An 18,235-nucleotide genomic window follows, 5' to 3' on the forward strand; every position below is an offset into this window, starting at 1 on the left:
CTCTACCAGAACCGGGAGGTGCGCCGTCACGGTGCGGCGCTACCCGCCGGTCCTACCGGCGGGTCTCCCCGGCCCTCCGCGCCGCTCGGGGCGGCTGCGGCTCACAGCCGGCCGGCGGAGAAGGTGTCGCAGGCCTCGAGCGAGCCCTGCTCGAGCCCGATGTTGAACCACTTCACGCGCTGCGCGGCCGACCCGTGGGTGAAGGAGTCGGTGTCGACGCGCCCCGACGAGCGCTGCTGGATCCGGTCGTCGCCGACGGCCTCGGCGGCGTCGATGGCGCGGCGCACGTCGTCCTGGGTCAGGTCGGAGATGATCGTCTGGCCGTCCTGGTCCTGGGTGGTGGTGGCGCCGCGGGCCCACATGCCGGCCAGGCAGTCGGCCTTGAGCTCGACGCGCACCGCGTCGCTCTGCGCGCCCTGCTGGGTGCGGATCCGGCCCAGGTCGCCCTGCAGGTCCTCCACGTGGTGGCCGTACTCGTGGGCGATCACGTAGCCGATCGCGAAGGGGCCGCCCTCCGCGCCGAGCTGGCCGCGCAGCATGTCGTCGAAGAACGTGCTGTCGAGGTAGACCAGCTGGTCGTTGGGGCAGTAGAACGGCCCCATCTCGGAGCTGGCCTGGCCGCAGCCCGACGGGGTCGAGCCCTCGAATCGCACCGTCTTGATGGGCTCGTAGGGCTTGCCCGTCTGGTCGGGGTACGTCTGCTCCCAGTAGTCCTGGACCGAGGTGGTGAACAGGTCGACGGCGCACGCATCGGAGGCGTTGGCGTCGGCACCGTCCTGGCACTGGTTGGCGGCCTGCTCGCCGCCGGCCGAGGAGCTGCCGGGCGAGGTGGTGCCGCCCCCACCGGTGCACTGCTGGAGCACCACGAACAGCACGACCACCAGGATCGTGCCGAAGCCGATCCCGCCGGCCTTGCCGCCGCCCCCGCCGGTCGGGATCGGCAGCCGCATCCCGCCGCCCCCACGGCCCAGGCCGCCGCCTCCGCCGCCTCCGCGGCGTACCTCGACCTGGCTCTGGTCGATGCGTGCCTTCGGGTTGAAGCGCATGGGTGCTCCGCTCGGTCGGGGGGACTCGTAGACTAGTGACGACGGGGTCCCGTGGTACCCCGTCCCACCCGTGCGAAGCGCTGCCTGTCGTGGCGGCCCGCTCCCCGTCGTTGAAAGCCTGTCGTGATCACTGTCTCCAAGCTCGAGGTACGCGCTGGTGCGCGTCTGCTGATGGACGACGTGTCGTTCCGGATCGCGGCCGGGGACCGCGTCGGCCTGGTCGGGCGCAATGGTGCCGGCAAGACGACCCTGACCAAGATCCTCGCCGGCGAGGCCCTGCCCGCCGGCGGCTCGGTCACCAGCTCCGGCGAGATCGGCTACCTGCCGCAGGACCCCCGCACCGGTGACCCCGAGGTCCTCACCCGCGACCGGATCCTGTCGGCGCGCGGTCTCGACACCGTCGTGCGCCGCCTGCGCGACGCCGAGACCGACATGGGCAGCGACGACCCGGCGGTCCGCGACCGCGCCATGAACCGCTACGAGAAGGCCGACGCCGCCCTCCACGCCGCCGGGGGGTACGCCGCCGAGGCCGAGGCCGCGCAGATCGCCTCCTCGATCGGCATCGCCGACCGGCTGATGGACCAGCCGCTGCGCACCCTGTCGGGTGGCCAGCGCCGCCGGGTCGAGCTGGCCCGCATCCTGTTCTCCGGGGCCGAGACGCTGCTGCTCGACGAGCCCACCAACCACCTCGACGCCGATTCGATCCTGTGGCTGCGCGACTACCTGCGCAACCACAAGGGCGGCCTCGTGGTGATCTCCCACGACGTGGGCCTGCTCGAGGCGTGCGTCAACAAGGTGCTCCACCTCGACGCCAACCGCGCGGTGATCGACGTCTACAACATCGGCTGGAAGGCCTACCTCGCCCAGCGCGAGACCGACGAGAAGCGCCGCAAGCGCGAGCGGGCCAACGCCGAGACCAAGGCCAAGACGCTCACCGACCAGGCCAACAAGATGCGCGCCAAGGCCACCAAGGCCCAGGCCGCGCAGTCGATGCTCAAGCGCGCCGAGAAGCTGATGCAGGGCGTCGAGGGCGAGCGCCAGGCCGACCGGGTGGCCAAGATCAAGTTCCCCGAGCCCGCGCCGTGCGGCAAGACCCCGCTGACGGCCCGGGAGCTGTCGAAGAGCTACGGCTCGCTCGAGGTGTTCACCGACGTCGACCTCGCGGTCGACCGGGGCAGCCGGGTGGTCGTGCTGGGCCTCAACGGTGCCGGCAAGACCACCCTGATGCGGATCCTCGCCGGGGTCGACGAGTCGGACACCGGGGGCGTCGTACCCGGTCACGGGCTGAAGATCGGCTACTACGCCCAGGAGCACGAGACGCTCGACACCTCGCGCACGGTCCTGCAGAACCTGCAGTCCGCGGCCCAGCAGCTGACCGACACCGAGGCGCGCTCGGTGCTGGGGTCGTTCCTCTTCTCCGGCGACGACGCCAACAAGCCGGCCGGCGTGCTCTCGGGCGGGGAGAAGACGCGGCTGGCGCTGGCCATCCTGGTCGTCTCCAGCGCCAACGTGCTGCTGCTCGACGAGCCCACCAACAACCTGGACCCCGCGTCGCGCGAGGAGGTGCTGGCCGCCATCCGCACCTACGCCGGCGCCATCGTGCTCATCACCCACGACGAGGGCGCGGTGCACGCGCTGGAGCCCGACCGGGTGCTGATCCTGCCCGACGGCGTCGAGGACCTGTGGACGCCGGACTACGCCGACCTGGTCTCGCTGGCCTGACCGCCCGGCCGCGCCCCGGGTCGGCCCCGGCCGCGTCCTAGAGTGCGGCCATGACCCTGCCCGACACCGCCCGCCTCGCCGCGGTGGGCCTGCGCGTCACGGTCGAGGACGACGTCCTCACCGTGACCCTCGACAAGCCCGAGCGGCGCAACAGCCAGACCCCGGGCCTGTGGCGGGCGCTGGCCGCCGTCGGCGAGGCGCTGCCCCCGCAGGTGCGGGTCGTGGTGGTGCGGGGCGCCGGCGCGAGCTTCTCCGCCGGCCTCGACACCCGGCTGCTCACCCCCGACGGGATCGAGGGCGAGGAGTCCGTGCGCGAGCTGATGCGCGGCACCGACGAGGACGTGCTGGCCGCCATCGACGACTACCAGCGCGGCTTCACCTGGTTGGCCGACCCCGCGGTGGTGTCCGTGGCCGCGGTGCAGGGCCACGCCATCGGCGCGGGATTCCAGCTCGCGCTGGCCTGCGACCTGCGGGTGGTCGCCGACGACGCCCGCTTCTGCATGAAGGAGCCCGCGCTGGGCCTGGTGCCGGACCTGACGGGAACAAAGTCCCTGGTCGCGGTGGTTGGCTACTCGCGGGCGCTGGAGATCTGCGCCACGGCGCGGTCCGTCGGGGCCGAGGAGGCACGGCAGCTGGGCATCGCCACCACGGTGGTGCCCCGCGACGGGCTCGAGGCGGCCACCGACGACCTCGTGCAAGCACTGCGGGCCCACGACCCGGGTGCCGTGCGCGAGACCAAGGCACTGCTCCAGTCCGCCGCGGGCCTCGACCTAGAGGCCCAGCGACTGGCGGAGCGCCGGGCGCAGCTGCGGCGGTTCCGCGCGATCGTCGGCGGCGCCTGACAGGCTCTGCCCGTGGGCCCGGCGACGGGTCGGAAGGAGTCGCCCATGAGCGGCATGAACCCCGGGACGATGATGCGCCAGCTGCGCCGCGATCCCACCGTGGTGGAGCAGAAGCTCACCCGCAAGACCCTGCGACGGGTCGCGGGCTTCGCCTCGCCCCACCGGCGCCTGATCGCCGGCTTCCTGGTCTTCGTCGTCCTCGACGCGGCGCTCGTGGTCGCCAACCCGCTGCTGGTCAAGCACCTGCTCGACGACGGCGTCCTCGCCGGCGACGTGAGCGTCGTGGTCTGGCTGGCCGCCGCGATGGCGCTGGTCTCGGTCCTCGACGCCGCGCTCGGCGTCGGATCGGGCTTCCTGTCCTCCCGGATCGGCGAGAGCCTCATCTTCGACCTGCGCACGCGGGTCTTCGGCCACGTCCAGCGGATGTCGCTGGCGTTCTTCACGCGCACCCAGACCGGGGCCCTGGTGTCCCGGCTCAACAACGACGTCATCGGGGCGCAGCGCGCCTTCACCTCGACGCTGTCCAGTACGGTGTCCAACTCGATCAGCGTGGTCGTGGTGGGCATCACGATGTTCGCGCTCAGCTGGCAGGTCACGCTGGCCTGCCTCGCGCTGTTCCCGCTGCTGCTGCTGGCCTCGCGGTGGGTCGGTCGCCAGGTCAGCGGCCTGACCCGGCGCCAGATGGACGGCAACGCCGACCTCGGCAACATGATGACCGAGCGGTTCAACGTCGGCGGCGCCCTGCTGCTCAAGCTGTTCGGCCGGCGCGAGGAGGAGGACGCGGCGTACGCCCAGAAGGCGGGGGTGGTGCGCGACCTCGGCATCCGGATCGCCCTGGTCACCCGGATCTTCATGGCCTTCATGATGCTGGTGCCGGCCCTGGCGACCGCCCTGGTCTACGGCATCGGCGGCGCCCTGGCCGTGAGCGGTGCCCTCACCATCGGCACCCTGACCGCCCTGGCCACGCTGCTGCTGCGGCTGCTGGGCCCGATGCAGGGGCTCTCCAACGTCCGCGTCGACGTGATGACCGCCCTGGTCAGCTTCGACCGCGTCTTCGAGGTGCTCGACCTGCCCTCCACGGTGGCCGAGAAGCCCGACGCCGTCGACCTGCCCGCGGGCTCCTCGCGGGTGGAGTTCCGCGACGTCCGCTTCACCTACCCGCGCGCCGACGAGGTGTCGCTGGCCAGCCTGGAGACGGTCGCGCGGCCCGAGTCGCGCGACCACGGCCCGGTCATCCACGGCATCGACTTCACCGCCGAGCCCGGCCAGATGATCGCCCTGGTGGGCCCCTCCGGCGCCGGCAAGACGACGCTGACCCACCTGGTGGCGCGGCTCTACGACGTCGACTCCGGCGCCGTGCTGGTCGGCGACCGCGACGTCCGCGACGTGACGCTGCAGTCGCTGGAGGACACCGTCGGCTACGTCACCCAGGACGCCCACATGTTCCACGACACGATCCGGGCCAACCTGCAGTACGCCCGCCCCGGCGCCACCGACGAGCAGATCTGGGCGGCGCTGGACGCCTCCCGGATCTCCGGCCTGGTGCGGTCGATGCCCGACGGGCTCGACACCGTCGTGGGCGACCGCGGCTACCGGCTCTCCGGCGGGGAGCGGCAGCGCCTGGCCATCGCCCGGCTGCTGCTCAAGGCCCCCGCGGTCGTCGTCCTCGACGAGGCCACCGCCCACCTCGACTCGGAGTCGGAGTACGCCGTCCAGCGCGCCCTGGACGAGGCCCTGGAGGGCCGCACCTCGCTGGTCATCGCCCACCGGCTCTCCACGGTCCGCAACGCCGACCTGATCCTCGTGGTCCAGGACGGCACCGTCGCCCAGCGCGGCACCCACGCCGAGCTCCTCGCCCAGGGCGGCCTCTACTCCGAGCTCTACCGCACCCAGTTCGAGGAGGACGCGCCCGCGCCCGAGCGGGTGGGGTGAGGCGGAGGGGCAGTTTCCCCGGTCGGCCGGGGAAACCGCCCGCGGAAACGGGCGCATCGGACATCGACGGGCAGTTTCGGCCGACCTGAGCGCCCGACACGTCCGCCTGGGTACGGCGCGGCGCACCGCTACGGTGACGCCATGGACCTGGGGCTGACCGACCGCGTGTACGTCGTCACCGGCGGAGGTCGTGGCCTCGGCCGGGCCACCGCCGACCTGCTGGTCGCCGAGGGCGCCCGGGTCGTGGTGTCGGGGCGCAGCGCCGGGTCGCTGGACGACGTGAGCCGGGCGCTGGGGGAGCAGGCCGTGACCGTGGTCGCGGACAACGCCGACCCCGGCACGGCCGACCGGCTGGTGGGGGCCGCGCTCGACCGCTGGGGCCGCCTCGACGGGGCGCTGGTGTCGGTCGGCGGGCCGCCGCCCGGCACCGTCATGGGCACGCCGGACCACGCGTGGTCCTCGGCCTTCGAGTCCATCGTCGTGGGCGGCCTCCGGGTGGCCCGGGCGACGGCGGCGGCGATGACCGGGCCCGGGTCGATCGCGTTCGTCCTCTCGACCTCGGTCCGCGAGCCGGTGGGCAACCTGGCGATCAGCAACGGCCTGCGGCCCGGGCTGGCGATGGCGGCCAAGATGCTGGCCGACGAGCTGGGGCCGCGCGACATCCGCGTCAACGGCCTGCTGCCGGGCCGGGTGGCCACCGACCGGGTGGCCGAGCTCGACGACGCCTCGGGCGACCCGGAGGCGGCGCGGCGAGCGGCGACGGCGCGGATCCCGCTGGGGCGCTACGGCCGGCCCGAGGAGTTCGCGGCCGCGGCGGCGTTCCTGCTCAGCCCGGCGTCAGGTTTCGTCACCGGCGTCATGCTGCCGGTGGACGGTGGCATGCTCCGCGGGCTCTGAGCCGGCCCCGGCGTCGTCCTGGGGCGGGTCCCAGGAGGGGGCGGGCTCGCCCGCACCCCCGGCCGCGGCCTCGGTGCGGCGGCGGCGCACCTCGTCGAAGGCCAGGTAGCAGAACCCGAAGACGGCCAGGGCACCGAAGAACCACCACTGCAGGCCGTAGAAGAAGTGCGGGCCGTTGCTGGTGTCGTCGGGCAGGTCCGTCGGCTCCAGGGCGACCTGGGGGGTGGGGGTCTCCTCGGCGAGGTCGAGGAAGCCCCGGTAGAGCGGGTGCGGCACGACCTCGGCGGCCGCCTCCGAGGAGATCGCGCGGGTGGAGAGCTCGCTGACCCGGGTCGCGCCGCCGGTGGCGTCGCGACGCACGTAGCCCATGACGGTGACCTCGCCCTCGGTCGCCGGGGGCAGGTCGGGCCGGGTCGCGCCGGAGTTCTCCGTGGACAGCCAGCCGCGGTCGACGAGCACCGCGGTGCCGTCCTCGGTCACCAGCGGCGTGACCACGTCGACGCCGGGCTGGCTGTCGCGGGTCTGGTACTTCAGCACGATCGTGTGCTCGTCGTCCCAGGTCCCGCGGGCGGTCACCCGCTGCCACTCCGCGTCGGCGCCCGTGGGCTCGGTGGGGGACATGACGTCCTCGACGGGCACCGGGGCGGCGGCCAGGTTGGTGGCGGTGATGCGGTTCTCGGTCTTGCGCTGGTCGAGCCGGCCGAACTGCCACTGGCCCAGCTGGAGCGCCAGCCAGGCGAGGACGACGACCACCAGGGCGAAGATCGCCCACCGGCGCGAGAGGAGGAATCCCACGCCACGAGCGTAGTTCGGGGGTCCGTCCCTAGACTGGCCGGGTGAGTGCCTCCAGTCCCGCCGGCGACAGGTCCGGCCTGGTCGACGGCTACGGCCGTCGGGCGACCGACCTGCGCGTGTCCCTGACCGACCGCTGCAACCTGCGGTGCAACTACTGCATGCCCGCCGAGGGCCTCGACTGGCTGCCCACCGACCAGACGCTGACCGACGACGAGATCGTCCGCCTCGTCCGCATCGGGGTCGAGTCGCTGGGCATCGAGGAGGTCCGCTTCACCGGCGGCGAGCCGCTGCTGCGCCGTGGGCTTCCCGACATCGTGCGGCGCACGGCGGAGCTCTCCCCGCGCCCCGAGATCTCGCTCACCACCAACGCGCTCGGCCTGGCCCGCACCGCGGCGACCCTCGCCGAGGCCGGCCTGGACCGCATCAACGTCAGCCTCGACACGGTGCGGCCCGAGGTGTTCCACCAGATCACCCGCCGCGACCGGCTCCACGACGTCATCGCCGGCCTCGAGGCCGCCCGCGCCGCCGGGATCGCGCCGATCAAGATCAACGCCGTGCTGCTGCGCGGGGTCAACGACCACCTCGCGGCCGAGCTGCTCCACTGGTGCCTCGAGCGCGAGTTCCAGCTGCGCATCATCGAGCAGATGCCGCTCGACGCCCAGCACGACTGGTCGCGCACCGAGATGGTGACGGCCGAGGAGATCTTCGCCTCGCTGGAGCAGGAGTTCACCCTCAGCCCCGACCCGCAGCACCGCGGCAGCGCGCCGGCCGAGACGTTCCTCGTCGACGGCGGACCGGTCACGGTGGGCGTCATCGCCTCGGTGACGCGGCCGTTCTGCGGCGACTGCGACCGGGTCCGGCTGACCGCCGACGGCCAGGTCCGCAACTGCCTGTTCGCCCGCGAGGAGTCCGACCTGCGCGGGTCGCTGCGCGACGGGTCGAGCGACGAGGAGATCGCGGACCGCTGGCGCCTGGCCATGACGACCAAGCGGGCCGGCCACGGCATCGACGACGACCTGTTCCTGCAGCCCACCCGACCGATGTCGGCCATCGGCGGCTGACGACCCGGATCGGCACCCGGGCCCCGGGGGCCGAGCCGCTCGGGACGGTCGGGTCAGGCCGGGACGTGCGGGGTGACGTCGCGGAGGAACTGCCGCGCGGCCAGGAAGTCCGACAGGCTCTGCCGGTGGTCCTCGCACGCCAGCCACACCTTGCGGCGCTCCGGGGTGTGCAGCTTGGGGTTGTTCCACAGCAGCTCGTGGCGCGCGGGCGCCTGGCAGCCCTTGGCCGAGCAGACGGCCGCGTCCGCTCCGGCCCCGCTCATCGGCCGAGCTCCTTGTAGCCCTGGCCCGGCTGCACCAGGTCGGTGCCCTCCAGGCGGGGCGCGGCGCTGTTGGCCACGATGACCGCGACGTAGGGCAGGAACACGGCGCCGAAGATCAGCACCCAGCGCAGCCAGCCGTCACCGACGACGATCGCGCCGACGAAGCACAGGGTGCGGATGATCATGGAGAACAGGTAGCGCCGACGACGCCTCAGCAGGTCGTCGCGGGCGTTGGCGGGAGCAGAGGTGATGCGGACGGGCTCTGCTGCGCGTCGGGACTTGCGTGCGGTAGCCACACGCTCCAGTCTACGTCGCGCCCCTGACCGGCCAAGGCGTCGTGCGGGTGGCCGTCGTGGCATCCTGTCGCCCTCACCCGGCGGCGCCGCAGCGCGGCGTACCGACCCCACCCGAACCCCTCCAGGAGACCGCTGATGTCCGACCGCACCTACCGCGTCACCGAGATCGTCGGCACCTCGCCCGACGGCATCGACCAGGCCATCCGCAACGGCATCGAGCGCGCGGCCAAGACCCTGCGCCACATCGACTGGTTCGAGATGACCCAGGTCCGCGGCCAGGTCAAGGACGGCTCGGTCGAGCACGTCCAGGTCGGCCTCAAGATCGGCTTCCGCCTCGAGGACGACTGAGCCTTGACCGACGGCTCGACGAGCGCCCCGCCCGCTGCCCCGACCTCGCTGCTGGAGCTGCGGGTGCTCGAGGGGCCCAACCTCTACTTCCCCCGGGCCGCCATCAAGCTGACGCTCGACGTCCGCACCCTGGCCGAGGCCGACGAGGCCCGGCTGCGGGCCGTCGGCGACGCGCTCGGGCTGCGCTCGCTGCGGGCGGGGGCCCCGCTGAGCGGGTTCCGCCAGCGGGCGCTGGTGCGCGTCCTGACCCGGCTGGTGCGCCGCGTGGCGCTCGACTCGGGCACCTCGCGGCTCGGCGTGCGGGTGCGGGCCACCTCGGAGCCGACGCAGCTCGTGGTGGCCTACCCGTGGCGTGACCGCAGCCGGGCCCGGGGCCTGGGCCAGGCGGTGGCGGCGGTGCTCGACGAGCTGACGGCCGCTGGGTCCGACCACGACGTGGCCGACGCCGTCGCGCGGGCCGCGGCCCGCGTGGCGGCCACCGAGAAGGGACCCGGCCCCACCACGATCCGGCCGCGGGTGCCGGTCGTGGCCGTGACCGGCACCAACGGCAAGACCACGACCTCGCGGATGGTGGCCCACATCGCCCGCGAGGCGGGCCACCACGTGGGCTGGTCCAACACCGACGGCATCTACGTCGACGGCCACCTGGTGGAGGCCGGCGACTACTCCGGGCCCTCGGGGGCGGGCCGGGTGCTGGCCCACCGCGAGGTGGACTTCGCGGTCACCGAGACCGCCCGGGGCGGCATCCTGCTCAAGGGCATCGGGGTGGTCCACAACGACGTCTCGGTCGTCACCAACGTGACCGCCGACCACCTCGGCATGCAGGGCATCGACACCGTCGACCAGCTCGCCGAGGTCAAGGGAGTGGTGCCCCGCATCACCAAGCGGACCGGCTGGGCGGTGCTCAACGCCGACGACCCGCGGGTGTTCGCGATGCGGCTCACCACCAAGGCCCAGCCCTGGGTGTTCTCCCGCGACCCCGACTCGCCCGCGCTGCGCGAGGTGCTGGGGGGCGGCGGCCGGGCGACGACCGTCATCGACGGGTGGCTGACGGTCCTCGACGGCACCCGCGCCGACCCGCTCGTCGAGGTCGTCGACGTGCCGATGACGCTCAGCGGCCTGTCGCGCTTCAACGTCGAGAACACCCTGGCCGCCGCGTCCGCCGCGCTGGCCGCCGGCCTCGACCGCGCCGACGTCGTGGCGGGGCTGCTGTCCTTCCGGCCCGACGCCGAGCACAACCCGGGCCGGATGAACTTCTTCACGCTGCCCACGCCGGCCGGTGACGTCTCGGTCGTGATGGACCTGGCCCACAACGAGGCCGGTCTCGAGGCCATGGTCGAGATCATGCGCGGCGTGCGTCCGGACGGGAGGCGGATCCTGCTCGGCCTCGGCGCCGTGGGCGACCGCCAGGACGAGCTGCTGGAGATGCTCGGCGAGATCGCCGCCCGCGACGCCGACGTGGTCGCGATCGGCCACAAGGCGAAGTACCTCCGCGGCCGCACCGTCGAGGAGGTCGACGCGCTGCTGCGCACCGGTGCCGAGCGGGTGGGCGGCCACGACATCGAGACCCACCCCACCGAGCTGGCCTCGCTGCAGGCGCTCGTGGCGCAGGCCGCGCCGGGCGACGTGGTGGGCCTGATGTGCCACGCCGAGCGCGAGGAGGTCTACGCCTGGCTGGCCTCGGTCGGTGCCACGGCCGACTCCCCGGAGCAGCTGGCGGCCAAGGTGCGGCAGGCCTCCACGGGCGGCTGAGGACGTCCCCGGGAGAGCCTGGTGAGCCACGCCGGCCCACTGGTGGAGACTGGGGCACGACGCCGTGCCCGCGGCGTACCCCTGCACCTCACCTAGATCCCCAAGGACGCCGATGACCGACTCCCGACGCCTGGCCGTGCTCATCGATGCCGACAACGTCTCCTCGAAGGTCTCCACCGACCTGTTCGCGGAGCTGGCGGGCTACGGCCTGCTGACGGTGAAGCGCGCGTACGGCGACTGGACGACCGACCAGCTCAACGGCTGGAAGAAGCGGCTCCACGAGCACGCGATCTCCCCGATGCAGCAGTTCGCCTACACGACCGGCAAGAACTCCAGCGACTCCGCGCTCATCATCGACGCCATGGACCTGCTGTACGCCGGCAACCTCGACGGCTTCGTGATCGTCTCCAGCGACAGCGACTTCACCCGCCTCGCGACCCGGCTGCGCGAGTCGGCCATGACCGTCTACGGCGTGGGCGCCAGCAAGACCCCGCGTGCCTTCCGCGACGCGTGCGACAAGTTCACCTTCCTCGAGGTGCTCCAGGCCGGTGCTCCGGTCGAGGAGGACGAGCCGGCGCCGCGCAGCCGCCGCTCGGGCCAGCGCGGCAACGGCAACGACGCCCCTCCGGAGGCGGTCGCCGAGACCCGGGAGGCCCCCGAGGCGGAGATGGGCAGCCGCGAGAGCGCCGCGGCGCTGCAGAGCGTGCTCTCGCGCAGCCTCAACAAGGCCGACTCCGACGACGAGGACTGGACGACGGTGAGCGCGCTCGGCAGCCTGCTCACCCGCGTCGACCCGTCGTTCGACGCCCGCACCCACGGCTTCGCCCGGCTCAGCGACCTGATCCGGGAGCAGCCGTTCCTCGAGACCCGCACCGTCACCACGGCCGCCGGCCAGGAGCAGCTGATGGTGCGGCTCAAGGGCCGTCGCGGCTCGGGCCGGGGCAGCCGCCGCGGCCGCGGGGACAACCGGCTCGAGAGCAAGCCGGAGGCCACCGTCGAGACCAGGTCCGAGGCCCCGGAGGCCGCGCCTGCTCCCGCGGCAGAGGTCGCCCCGGAGCCGACCCCCGAGGTCGTGCCCGGGCGGACCGGGGAACCGGTCGACCAGCCGGCCGCCGACCCCGTCGCCGAACCGGCCACGGTGGCCGTCGACGCGCCGGTCGCCGGGTCCGCGGACCCGGTCGACGAGCAGGTCGACGAAAGGGGCGACGAGCCGGTCGAGCCGGCCGCCGAGGAGGAGCCGCCGGCCAAGGCGCCGCGCAAGCGGGCGGCCGCGAAGAAGACCACGGCCAAGAAGGCGCCGGCCGCCAAGACCGCCGCCACGAGGACGACCGCCAAGAAGACCACGGCCAGGAAGACCGCCAAGAAGGCCGCGGCCGAGCCCGCCCCCGAGCCCGAGGCGCCTGCCGTGGAGGCCCCGGTGGAGACGCCCACGCTCACCGTCACCACCCGGCGCACGCCGCGGCGCGCGGCCAAGCGCGCCGCCGGCCCGTCGGTGCCGACGGAGTAGCAGCAGCGCCCGGGGCGCGGCTCGCGCCGCGCCCCGGGCCGTGCCCGGACGTGACCCGGACCGGGCCCGGGGTCAGGCCTCCGTCGGGGGCGCGTAGTAGTCCGGGTCGGCGACCGGGGCGTCCGCGGACGCGGCGCCCGCGCCGGCCTGGGCGTGCGGCGACCAGTTCTCCAGCTCCGACATCACCAGCGGGTGCTTGTCGACGCACACCACGACCAGGTCGCCGCGGTTGGCGCGGCTCATGGCGTGGTGGACGGCCTCGATCTCGTCGTGGATGACCTCGAGCTGCTTGCAGCGGCTGCCGGCGTCCATCGCGCGGCGCACGCCCTCGGCCACCAGCGCCGAGGTCTCGCCCCGGGCGCGCTTGCGCAGCGCCTCGTCCTCGCGGACCACGACGACGTCGAAGTGCTGGGCCGCCACCTCGCCGAGCTCGCGCATGTCCTCGTCGCGGCGGTCGCCGGCGGTCGCGACGACGCCGATCCGCGAGGGCTTGCCCAGCTCGTGGCCGGAGTCGAGGCTGTCACCGAGCCGGTCGACGAAGTCGCCCAGCATCCGCATGCCGGGGGCGTTGTGGCAGTAGTCGACGATGACGTTGACCCCGTTGACCTCGATCTCGTTGAGGCGGCCGGGGGAGAGGTAGTAGCTGGTCGAGAAGGTCCGCAGGCCCTGCCGGATGTCGTGCAGCGGGGCGCCCGAGGCGAACGCCGCGGCGGCGGCGGCGAGCGCGTTCTGCACGTTCATCCGGGCCCGGCCGGAGAAGGTCGCGGGCAGCAGGTGGGTGAAGGCGAGCTGCATGTCGCGGGCACCGTGGCGCACCACGATCATCTCGCCGCGCTCGGTGGGCTGCAGGACCAGCGCCTTGCCGCCGCGGCGGCAGTGGGCGTCGATCATGTCGCGCTCCTCGGAGCCGGGCTCGGCCATCGAGAACCACACCACCTGGCCCGAGCAGCGACGCCGCATCTGGCGCACCAGCGGGTCGTCGGCGTTGAGCACGGCGTGGCCGTCGCGCGGCACCGCCTCGACGAGGACGGCCTTGACGTCGGCGAGCTGCTCGACGGTGTCGATGCCCCGCAGCCCGAGGTGGTCGGGCTGCACGTTGAGGACCACGGCGACGTCGTTGCGCTCGTAGCCCAGGCCCTCGCGCAGGATGCCGCCGCGGGCGACCTCGAACACGGCGAAGTCGACGCGCGGGTTCTGCAGCACCATCCGGGCGCTGCGCGGGCCGGAGGCGTCGGAGCGGATCAGCAGCCGCTCGTCGATGACCACGCCGTCGGTCGAGGTCATGCCGACCTTGCGGCCCATGCCCTTGAAGATGTGGCTGATCATCCGGCTCGTGGTCGTCTTGCCGTTGGTGCCGGTCACGGCCACGATCGGGATCCGGCTGGGAGTGCCCGGCGGGATCAGCATGTCGACGACCGGCTTGGCGATGAACTGCGGCTCGCCGATGGTCGGGTGGGTGTGCATCCGGAAGCCCGGCGCCGCGTTGACCTCGCAGATCGCGCCGCCGGTCTCGCGGACCGGCTGCGTGATGTCGGGGCAGATGAAGTCGATGCCGGCGATGTCGAGCCCGATCATGCGGGCCGCCTCCTCGGCGATCTCGACGTTCTCCGGGTGGGCCTCGAAGGTGCGGTCGATCGAGATGCCGCCGGTCGACATGTTGCCGGTCAGCGCCAGCTTGACCATCTCGCCCTCGGCGGGGACCGAGTCGAGCGTGTGGCCCTGGCCGGCCAGGACCTCCTCGGCGGCCGCGTCGACCTTGATGCGGGTCAGCACCTTCTCGTGGCCCACGCCGCGGCGCGGGTCGGCGTTGGTCAGGTCGACCAGCGCGCGCACCGTGCTGGTGCCGTCGCCGGTGACCGACGCGGGGACCCGCTCGGCGATGGCGGCCATCCGGCCGTCGATGATGAGGCAGCGGTAGTCCTTGCCGGTCACGAACGACTCGACGATGACGGTGCCCCGGCGCGACTGCGCCCTGGCGATCTCGAAGCTCTCGCGGACCGACTCGTCGTCGCGCAGGTCGAGGCACACGCCGCGGCCGTGGTTGCCGTCGAGGGGCTTCACCACGACCGGGAAGCCGATCCGGCGGGCCATCGCGACCGCCTGGTCCGGCGTGCGCACCGACTCCTGCTTGGGCACGGGCAGGCCGGCTGCGCCGAGCAGCCGGGTGGTGAGGTCCTTGTCGGAGGCGATGTCGACCGCGATCGAGCTGGTCTCCGAGGTCATCGTGGCGCGGATCCGCTTGGCGTGGACCCCCTGGCCGAGCTGCACCAGGGAGTGCTGGTTGAGCCGGATCCAGGGGATGTCGCGCGAGACGGCCTCGTCGATGATCGCCTGGGTGGAGGGGCCGAACGCCGTGCGCTGGGCGCGCAGGATGAAGGAGTCGAGCTCGGCCTCGAAGTCGAACTCGGGGTCGGCCTCGACCAGGTGGTCCACGAGGCGTACGGCGAGCCGGCCGGCCGCGAGCCCCACCTGCTCGTCGACGTAGCCGAAGATCACGTTGTAGCGGCCGCGCTGGCCCTTGACCTGGCGGGTCTTGCCGCGCCGGGTGTCGTGGCCGACCACCTGCTGCAGCGCCAGCGCGCAGTGCTCGGCCACGTGGCCCAGCCAGGTGCCCTCGTGGAGCCGCTCGACGAAGCCGCCGCGGCGCCCGCGGGAGCAGGAGTGCTCGCGCAGCCCGGGCAGCGCCTCGAGCAGGTGCTCGGTGAACCCGGGGATGGTGTTGGTCGGGTAGTCCTCCAGCACGCCGAGGTCCACCACGAGGTGGATCGCCTTCTCGTAGGACCAGACGTTGGCGCCGCGGTAGACCCGCGTCTCGACGATCTCCAGGTCGGGGCGCGGGCGGCCGCCACCGGTCACCGTCCCGGCGCCGCCGGGACGGTCGCCGGAGTGGTCGGCACCGCGGTGCTCGGGGCTCTCGGTCACGGGGTGGCTCCTCTGTTTCGTCGGGCGATGCGGCGGCGCAGGGCCGAGGGCGAGGCGTCGTCGGCGGCGATGTCGCGCGCCATCTTGCCGAGGTCGCGGTTGGCCAGCGCCAGCTCGTCGGCCTCGGTCGGGTCGACCGGCCGCGCGGTGGGCACCAGCCGGCGGGTGGTGAGGTCGAACCGGGAACCCGCGGGCAGGGCGTGCAGCACCACGCCGGAGGCCAGGATCGGCCGGTGCTCGCGGGCCGCGTGGGCGTCGGTGACCATGTCGCGGCCGTCGAGGACGGTGACGGCACCCTTGCCCACCACCTCCATCAGGTCGGTGCCCTCGGGGGTGCGGGTCACCACGGCGGCGGTGTCCTCGTCGACGCCGATCCCGAGCAGCTGCGGGCTCTGCGAGACGATCATGAGCAGCCGGCCGTAGCGGTTGCGCTGGGCGAAGTGCTGGTCGACCACGCAGTCCTGGAGCAGCCCCAGCCCGGCGGCGACCTGGGTCATCCGCTGCTTGGCGGTCGCGCCGCCGGGACCGAAGGCGACCATGTGGGACGACTGGATCGACGCGCCGGCCGACGTGCCGGCGACGGTGACGCCGCGGGCGCGGGCGTCCAGGATCGCGTCGCCGAAGGGGGTGCCGGCGATCACGGTCGACAGCTTGAGCTGGTTGCCGCCGGTCATGAAGATCCCGGTCGCCCGGTCGAGCTCGGACACGACGGCCGGGTCGGAGGCCTGGGCCCGGTCCTGGGGACGCACGCCGTAGACCTCGGCGGCCCCGAGACGGGTGAACAGCGCGGCGTACACGTCGACGATCTCGGGGCCCAGCGACGAGGCCGTGGGGACGACGGCGATGCGGGCCTCGGACCCGCCGGCGCGGCGCACGAACTCCGTCAGGACCGAGCGGCGACCCAGCTTGTCCTCGGCGCCGCCGATGATGAGCAGGTCCCCGACGACCGGCTCCGAGGGCTCGGACAGGGGGTCTCCCGCGAATGGCATGACAGGAAGACTAGAGGGTGCGACCCTTGCGCGAATGAGCACCTCTTTGCCCGATTCGCACCACTCGGAGGGTCGCCTCCTGGTGGTGCTGCGGCACGCCCGGGCAGAGGCCTTCGCGCAGGACGACCACGCCCGGCACCTGACCGACCGGGGGCGCCGCGACGCCGCCGGGACCGGCGACTGGCTGCGCACGCAGGGCGTGGTGCCCGACCTGGCGCTGGTGTCGTCGGCCAGCCGGACCCGGGAGACCTGGGCGCTGGTCGCCGAGGCCCTCGGTGAGGCGGTCGCCGACACCCGCACCGAGGTCAGCGACGCCGTCTACAGCGCCTCGCCCGAGACCGTCCTCGACCTGCTGCGCGAGGTGCCGGCGCAGCACCGCGTGGTGGCGTACGTCGGCCACAACCCCACCGCCGCCTCGCTCCCGCAGCTGCTCGAGGACGGCGAGGGCGACCCGCTCGTGTTCGCGCGCCTCAGCTCGGGCTTCGCGCCGGCGTCCGTGGCCGTGCTCCGGTTCGAGGGCGAGTGGGCCGACCTCGACGAGGCGGGCGCCACCCTGGTGGCCCTGCACGCCCCCGGCGACCCGGCCTGACCGAGCCCGACCCGGCCCGGCCGCGCCCGACCGGGTCGGCGCCTCAGAGCAGGGGCTCGGGGGTGGTGATGCCCTCCTCGGCGTCGGCGGCCACGACCTCCTCGCGGGTGATCCCGAGCAGGTAGAGGACGGCGTCCATGTAGGGCACGTTGACGGCCGTGTGGGCGGCCTCCTGGACGACGGGCTTGGCGTTGAAGGCGATGCCGAGGCCGGCGGCGTTGAGCATGTCGAGGTCGTTGGCGCCGTCGCCGATGGCCACCGTGGAGCTGACGGGCACCCCGACCTCGGCGGCGAAGCGCCGCAGCGCGGTCGCCTTGCCGGCGCGGTCGACGATCGGGCCCACGACGCGGCCGGTGAGGCGGCCGTCGACGATCTCGAGCTCGTTGGCCATCGCGAAGTCGATGCCGAGGTCGGCGGCGAGGCGGTCGGTGAGCTGGGAGAACCCGCCGGAGACGATCGCGAACCGGTAGCCGAGGCGCTTGAGGACGCGCACGGTCGTGCGGGCGCCGGGGGTGAGCTGGAGGTCGGCGTACACGTCGTCGAGGGCCGAGGCCTCGAGGCCCTCCAGCAGCGCCACCCGGCTGCGCAGGCTCTCGGCGAAGTCGAGCTCGCCGCGCATCGCCTGCTCGGTGACCCGGGCGACCTCGTCCTCGCAGCCGGCGCGGGCGGCGAGCATCTCGATGACCTCGCCCTGCACCAGGGTGGAGTCGACGTCCATGACGATCAGGCGCATCCCGCGGCGCAGCAGGCTCGCCGGCTGCACGGCGATGTCGACGCCCTGGGTGGCCGCCTCGCGGGCCAGCAGGTCGCGCAGCTCCACGGGGTCGACGCCCGAGACGTGCAGGTCGATCGCGGTGATGGGGTAGCGGGCCATCCGCTCGATGCGGTCGATGTTGGCGCCGGTGTCGGCGATCCGGCCGGCGATCGCGGCCACGGCGGGGGCGCGCAGCGGCGTGCCGAGGACGGTGACGTGGCTGCGGCCCTGGGGTCGCGGCTGGTTGTCGCCGGAGCCCTGCTCGATCTCCAGGGTCATGTCGAGCTCGCGGGCGACGTCCTCGAGCGCGGTGCGCAGCGCCGTCCAGGTGCGCGGCGAGCTGACCAGCAGCCCCAGGATCAGGCGGCGGCGGAGCACGATCTGCTCGATGTCGACGACCTCGACGCCGAACCGGGCCAGGGTGTCGAAGACCAGCGAGGTCACGCCGGGGCGGTCGCGGCCCGTCAGGGTGATGAGCAGCGTCCGGGGGGTGGGGGGCTCGGGGGTCTGCTCCAGCACG

16 protein-coding genes are annotated in these 18,235 nt (G+C 73.6%); 9 read left to right on the forward strand and 7 right to left on the reverse strand.

The genetic code is table 11. From position 1 onward, the window contains the following. Positions 1 to 101 precede the first annotated feature (101 nt). Positions 102 to 1,046 carry a KPN_02809 family neutral zinc metallopeptidase gene (gene ypfJ, locus BLU55_RS04075; protein ID WP_091726403.1) on the reverse strand — a complete coding sequence of 315 codons (945 nt, stop codon included), beginning with the start codon at positions 1,044 to 1,046 and terminating at the stop codon, positions 102 to 104. Positions 1,047 to 1,169: 123 nt separating this feature from the next. Here ypfJ and BLU55_RS04080 point away from each other — a divergent pair, with 123 nt between their 5' ends. From BLU55_RS04080 to BLU55_RS04095, 4 genes are all read left to right on the forward strand, one after another. Beyond that, on the forward strand, positions 1,170 to 2,768 hold the full coding sequence (locus tag BLU55_RS04080; protein ID WP_091726405.1) for an ABC-F family ATP-binding cassette domain-containing protein: 1,599 nt from the start codon (positions 1,170 to 1,172) through the stop codon (positions 2,766 to 2,768). A 50-nt stretch (positions 2,769 to 2,818) separates the two neighbouring features. Beyond that, entirely contained in the window at positions 2,819 to 3,610 is a 792-nt protein-coding gene (locus BLU55_RS04085) for an enoyl-CoA hydratase/isomerase family protein (RefSeq protein WP_091726408.1), read from the forward strand. Positions 3,611 to 3,655: 45 nt separating this feature from the next. Next, positions 3,656 to 5,542: an ABC transporter ATP-binding protein gene (locus BLU55_RS04090; protein ID WP_091726411.1), complete on the forward strand. Its 1,887-nt coding sequence runs from the start codon at positions 3,656 to 3,658 to the stop codon at positions 5,540 to 5,542. A gap of 141 nt (positions 5,543 to 5,683) precedes the next feature. Then, on the forward strand, positions 5,684 to 6,439 hold the full coding sequence (locus BLU55_RS04095; RefSeq protein ID WP_091726414.1) for an SDR family oxidoreductase: 756 nt from the start codon (positions 5,684 to 5,686) through the stop codon (positions 6,437 to 6,439). On the opposite strand, the gene BLU55_RS04100 is transcribed toward BLU55_RS04095, so the two are convergent. Then, positions 6,380 to 7,234, reverse strand: coding sequence for an SURF1 family cytochrome oxidase biogenesis protein (locus BLU55_RS04100; protein ID WP_091726417.1), 855 nt, complete (start codon positions 7,232 to 7,234; stop codon positions 6,380 to 6,382). The two genes, BLU55_RS04095 and BLU55_RS04100, sit on opposite strands and share 60 nt — an antisense overlap. Positions 7,235 to 7,275: 41 nt before the next feature. Here BLU55_RS04100 and moaA point away from each other — a divergent pair, with 41 nt between their 5' ends. After that, positions 7,276 to 8,295, forward strand: coding sequence for a GTP 3',8-cyclase MoaA (gene moaA, locus BLU55_RS04105; RefSeq protein ID WP_091726420.1), 1,020 nt, complete (start codon positions 7,276 to 7,278; stop codon positions 8,293 to 8,295). Positions 8,296 to 8,348: 53 nt separating this feature from the next. Here the strand turns inward: moaA and BLU55_RS04110 are convergent, their stop codons facing one another. Together BLU55_RS04110 and BLU55_RS04115 are read right to left on the reverse strand one after the other, a co-directional pair. Then, positions 8,349 to 8,558 (reverse strand): acetone carboxylase, encoded by a 210-nt coding sequence (locus BLU55_RS04110; RefSeq protein WP_091726423.1) that lies wholly within the window; start codon positions 8,556 to 8,558, stop codon positions 8,349 to 8,351. Further along, entirely contained in the window at positions 8,555 to 8,854 is a 300-nt protein-coding gene (locus BLU55_RS04115; RefSeq protein WP_231917039.1) for a DUF3099 domain-containing protein, read from the reverse strand. The genes BLU55_RS04110 and BLU55_RS04115 overlap by 4 nt, the downstream gene beginning before the upstream one ends. A 135-nt stretch (positions 8,855 to 8,989) precedes the next feature. Here BLU55_RS04115 and BLU55_RS04120 point away from each other — a divergent pair, with 135 nt between their 5' ends. The 3 genes from BLU55_RS04120 to BLU55_RS19710 all read left to right on the forward strand — a co-directional run bounded on the left by BLU55_RS04120 (position 8,990) and on the right by BLU55_RS19710 (position 12,461). Then, entirely contained in the window at positions 8,990 to 9,202 is a 213-nt protein-coding gene (locus tag BLU55_RS04120) for a dodecin (RefSeq protein ID WP_091726428.1), read from the forward strand. Between the two features lie 3 nt (positions 9,203 to 9,205). Next, positions 9,206 to 10,954 carry a Mur ligase family protein gene (locus tag BLU55_RS04125; protein ID WP_231917040.1) on the forward strand — a complete coding sequence of 583 codons (1,749 nt, stop codon included), beginning with the start codon at positions 9,206 to 9,208 and terminating at the stop codon, positions 10,952 to 10,954. A gap of 112 nt (positions 10,955 to 11,066) precedes the next feature. Continuing rightward, the gene (locus tag BLU55_RS19710; RefSeq protein WP_197681085.1) at positions 11,067 to 12,461 is read left to right on the forward strand and encodes an NYN domain-containing protein; all 1,395 of its coding nucleotides are present in this window, start codon (positions 11,067 to 11,069) and stop codon (positions 12,459 to 12,461) included. Between the two features lie 72 nt (positions 12,462 to 12,533). Here the strand turns inward: BLU55_RS19710 and cphA are convergent, their stop codons facing one another. Together cphA and BLU55_RS04140 are read right to left on the reverse strand one after the other, a co-directional pair. Continuing rightward, the gene (gene cphA, locus BLU55_RS04135) at positions 12,534 to 15,383 is read right to left on the reverse strand and encodes a cyanophycin synthetase (RefSeq protein WP_231917041.1); all 2,850 of its coding nucleotides are present in this window, start codon (positions 15,381 to 15,383) and stop codon (positions 12,534 to 12,536) included. Continuing rightward, positions 15,380 to 16,372 (reverse strand): cyanophycinase, encoded by a 993-nt coding sequence (locus BLU55_RS04140; protein WP_091726431.1) that lies wholly within the window; start codon positions 16,370 to 16,372, stop codon positions 15,380 to 15,382. Before BLU55_RS04140 ends, cphA begins: the two co-directional genes overlap by 4 nt. A gap of 82 nt (positions 16,373 to 16,454) precedes the next feature. On the opposite strand from BLU55_RS04140, the gene BLU55_RS04145 reads away from it, so the two are divergent. Further along, positions 16,455 to 16,961 (forward strand): SixA phosphatase family protein, encoded by a 507-nt coding sequence (locus BLU55_RS04145; RefSeq protein ID WP_172833860.1) that lies wholly within the window; start codon positions 16,455 to 16,457, stop codon positions 16,959 to 16,961. Positions 16,962 to 17,004: 43 nt separating this feature from the next. Here BLU55_RS04145 and serB read toward each other — a convergent pair whose 3' ends face one another. Then, on the reverse strand, positions 17,005 to 18,234 hold the full coding sequence (serB, locus tag BLU55_RS04150; RefSeq protein ID WP_091733388.1) for a phosphoserine phosphatase SerB: 1,230 nt from the start codon (positions 18,232 to 18,234) through the stop codon (positions 17,005 to 17,007). Position 18,235 lies beyond the last annotated feature (1 nt).

Origin of the sequence: Nocardioides scoriae, assembly GCF_900104965.1 — a bacterium.
GTDB classification, from domain to species: Bacteria; Actinomycetota; Actinomycetes; order Propionibacteriales; family Nocardioidaceae; genus Marmoricola; species Marmoricola scoriae.

Excerpts from the sequence above, each read along its gene's own strand:
- BLU55_RS04140 (WP_091726431.1), bottom strand. The coding sequence starts at position 16,372 with ATGCCATTCGCGGGAGACCCCCTGTCCGAGCCCTCGGAGCCGGTCGTC.
- BLU55_RS04090 (WP_091726411.1), top strand. The coding sequence starts at position 3,656 with ATGAGCGGCATGAACCCCGGGACGATGATGCGCCAGCTGCGCCGCGAT.
- BLU55_RS19710 (WP_197681085.1), top strand. The coding sequence starts at position 11,067 with ATGACCGACTCCCGACGCCTGGCCGTGCTCATCGATGCCGACAACGTC.
- BLU55_RS04085 (WP_091726408.1), top strand. The coding sequence starts at position 2,819 with ATGACCCTGCCCGACACCGCCCGCCTCGCCGCGGTGGGCCTGCGCGTC.
- BLU55_RS04120 (WP_091726428.1), top strand. The coding sequence starts at position 8,990 with ATGTCCGACCGCACCTACCGCGTCACCGAGATCGTCGGCACCTCGCCC.
- BLU55_RS04110 (WP_091726423.1), bottom strand. The coding sequence starts at position 8,558 with ATGAGCGGGGCCGGAGCGGACGCGGCCGTCTGCTCGGCCAAGGGCTGC.
- ypfJ (WP_091726403.1), bottom strand. The coding sequence starts at position 1,046 with ATGCGCTTCAACCCGAAGGCACGCATCGACCAGAGCCAGGTCGAGGTA.
- BLU55_RS04095 (WP_091726414.1), top strand. The coding sequence starts at position 5,684 with ATGGACCTGGGGCTGACCGACCGCGTGTACGTCGTCACCGGCGGAGGT.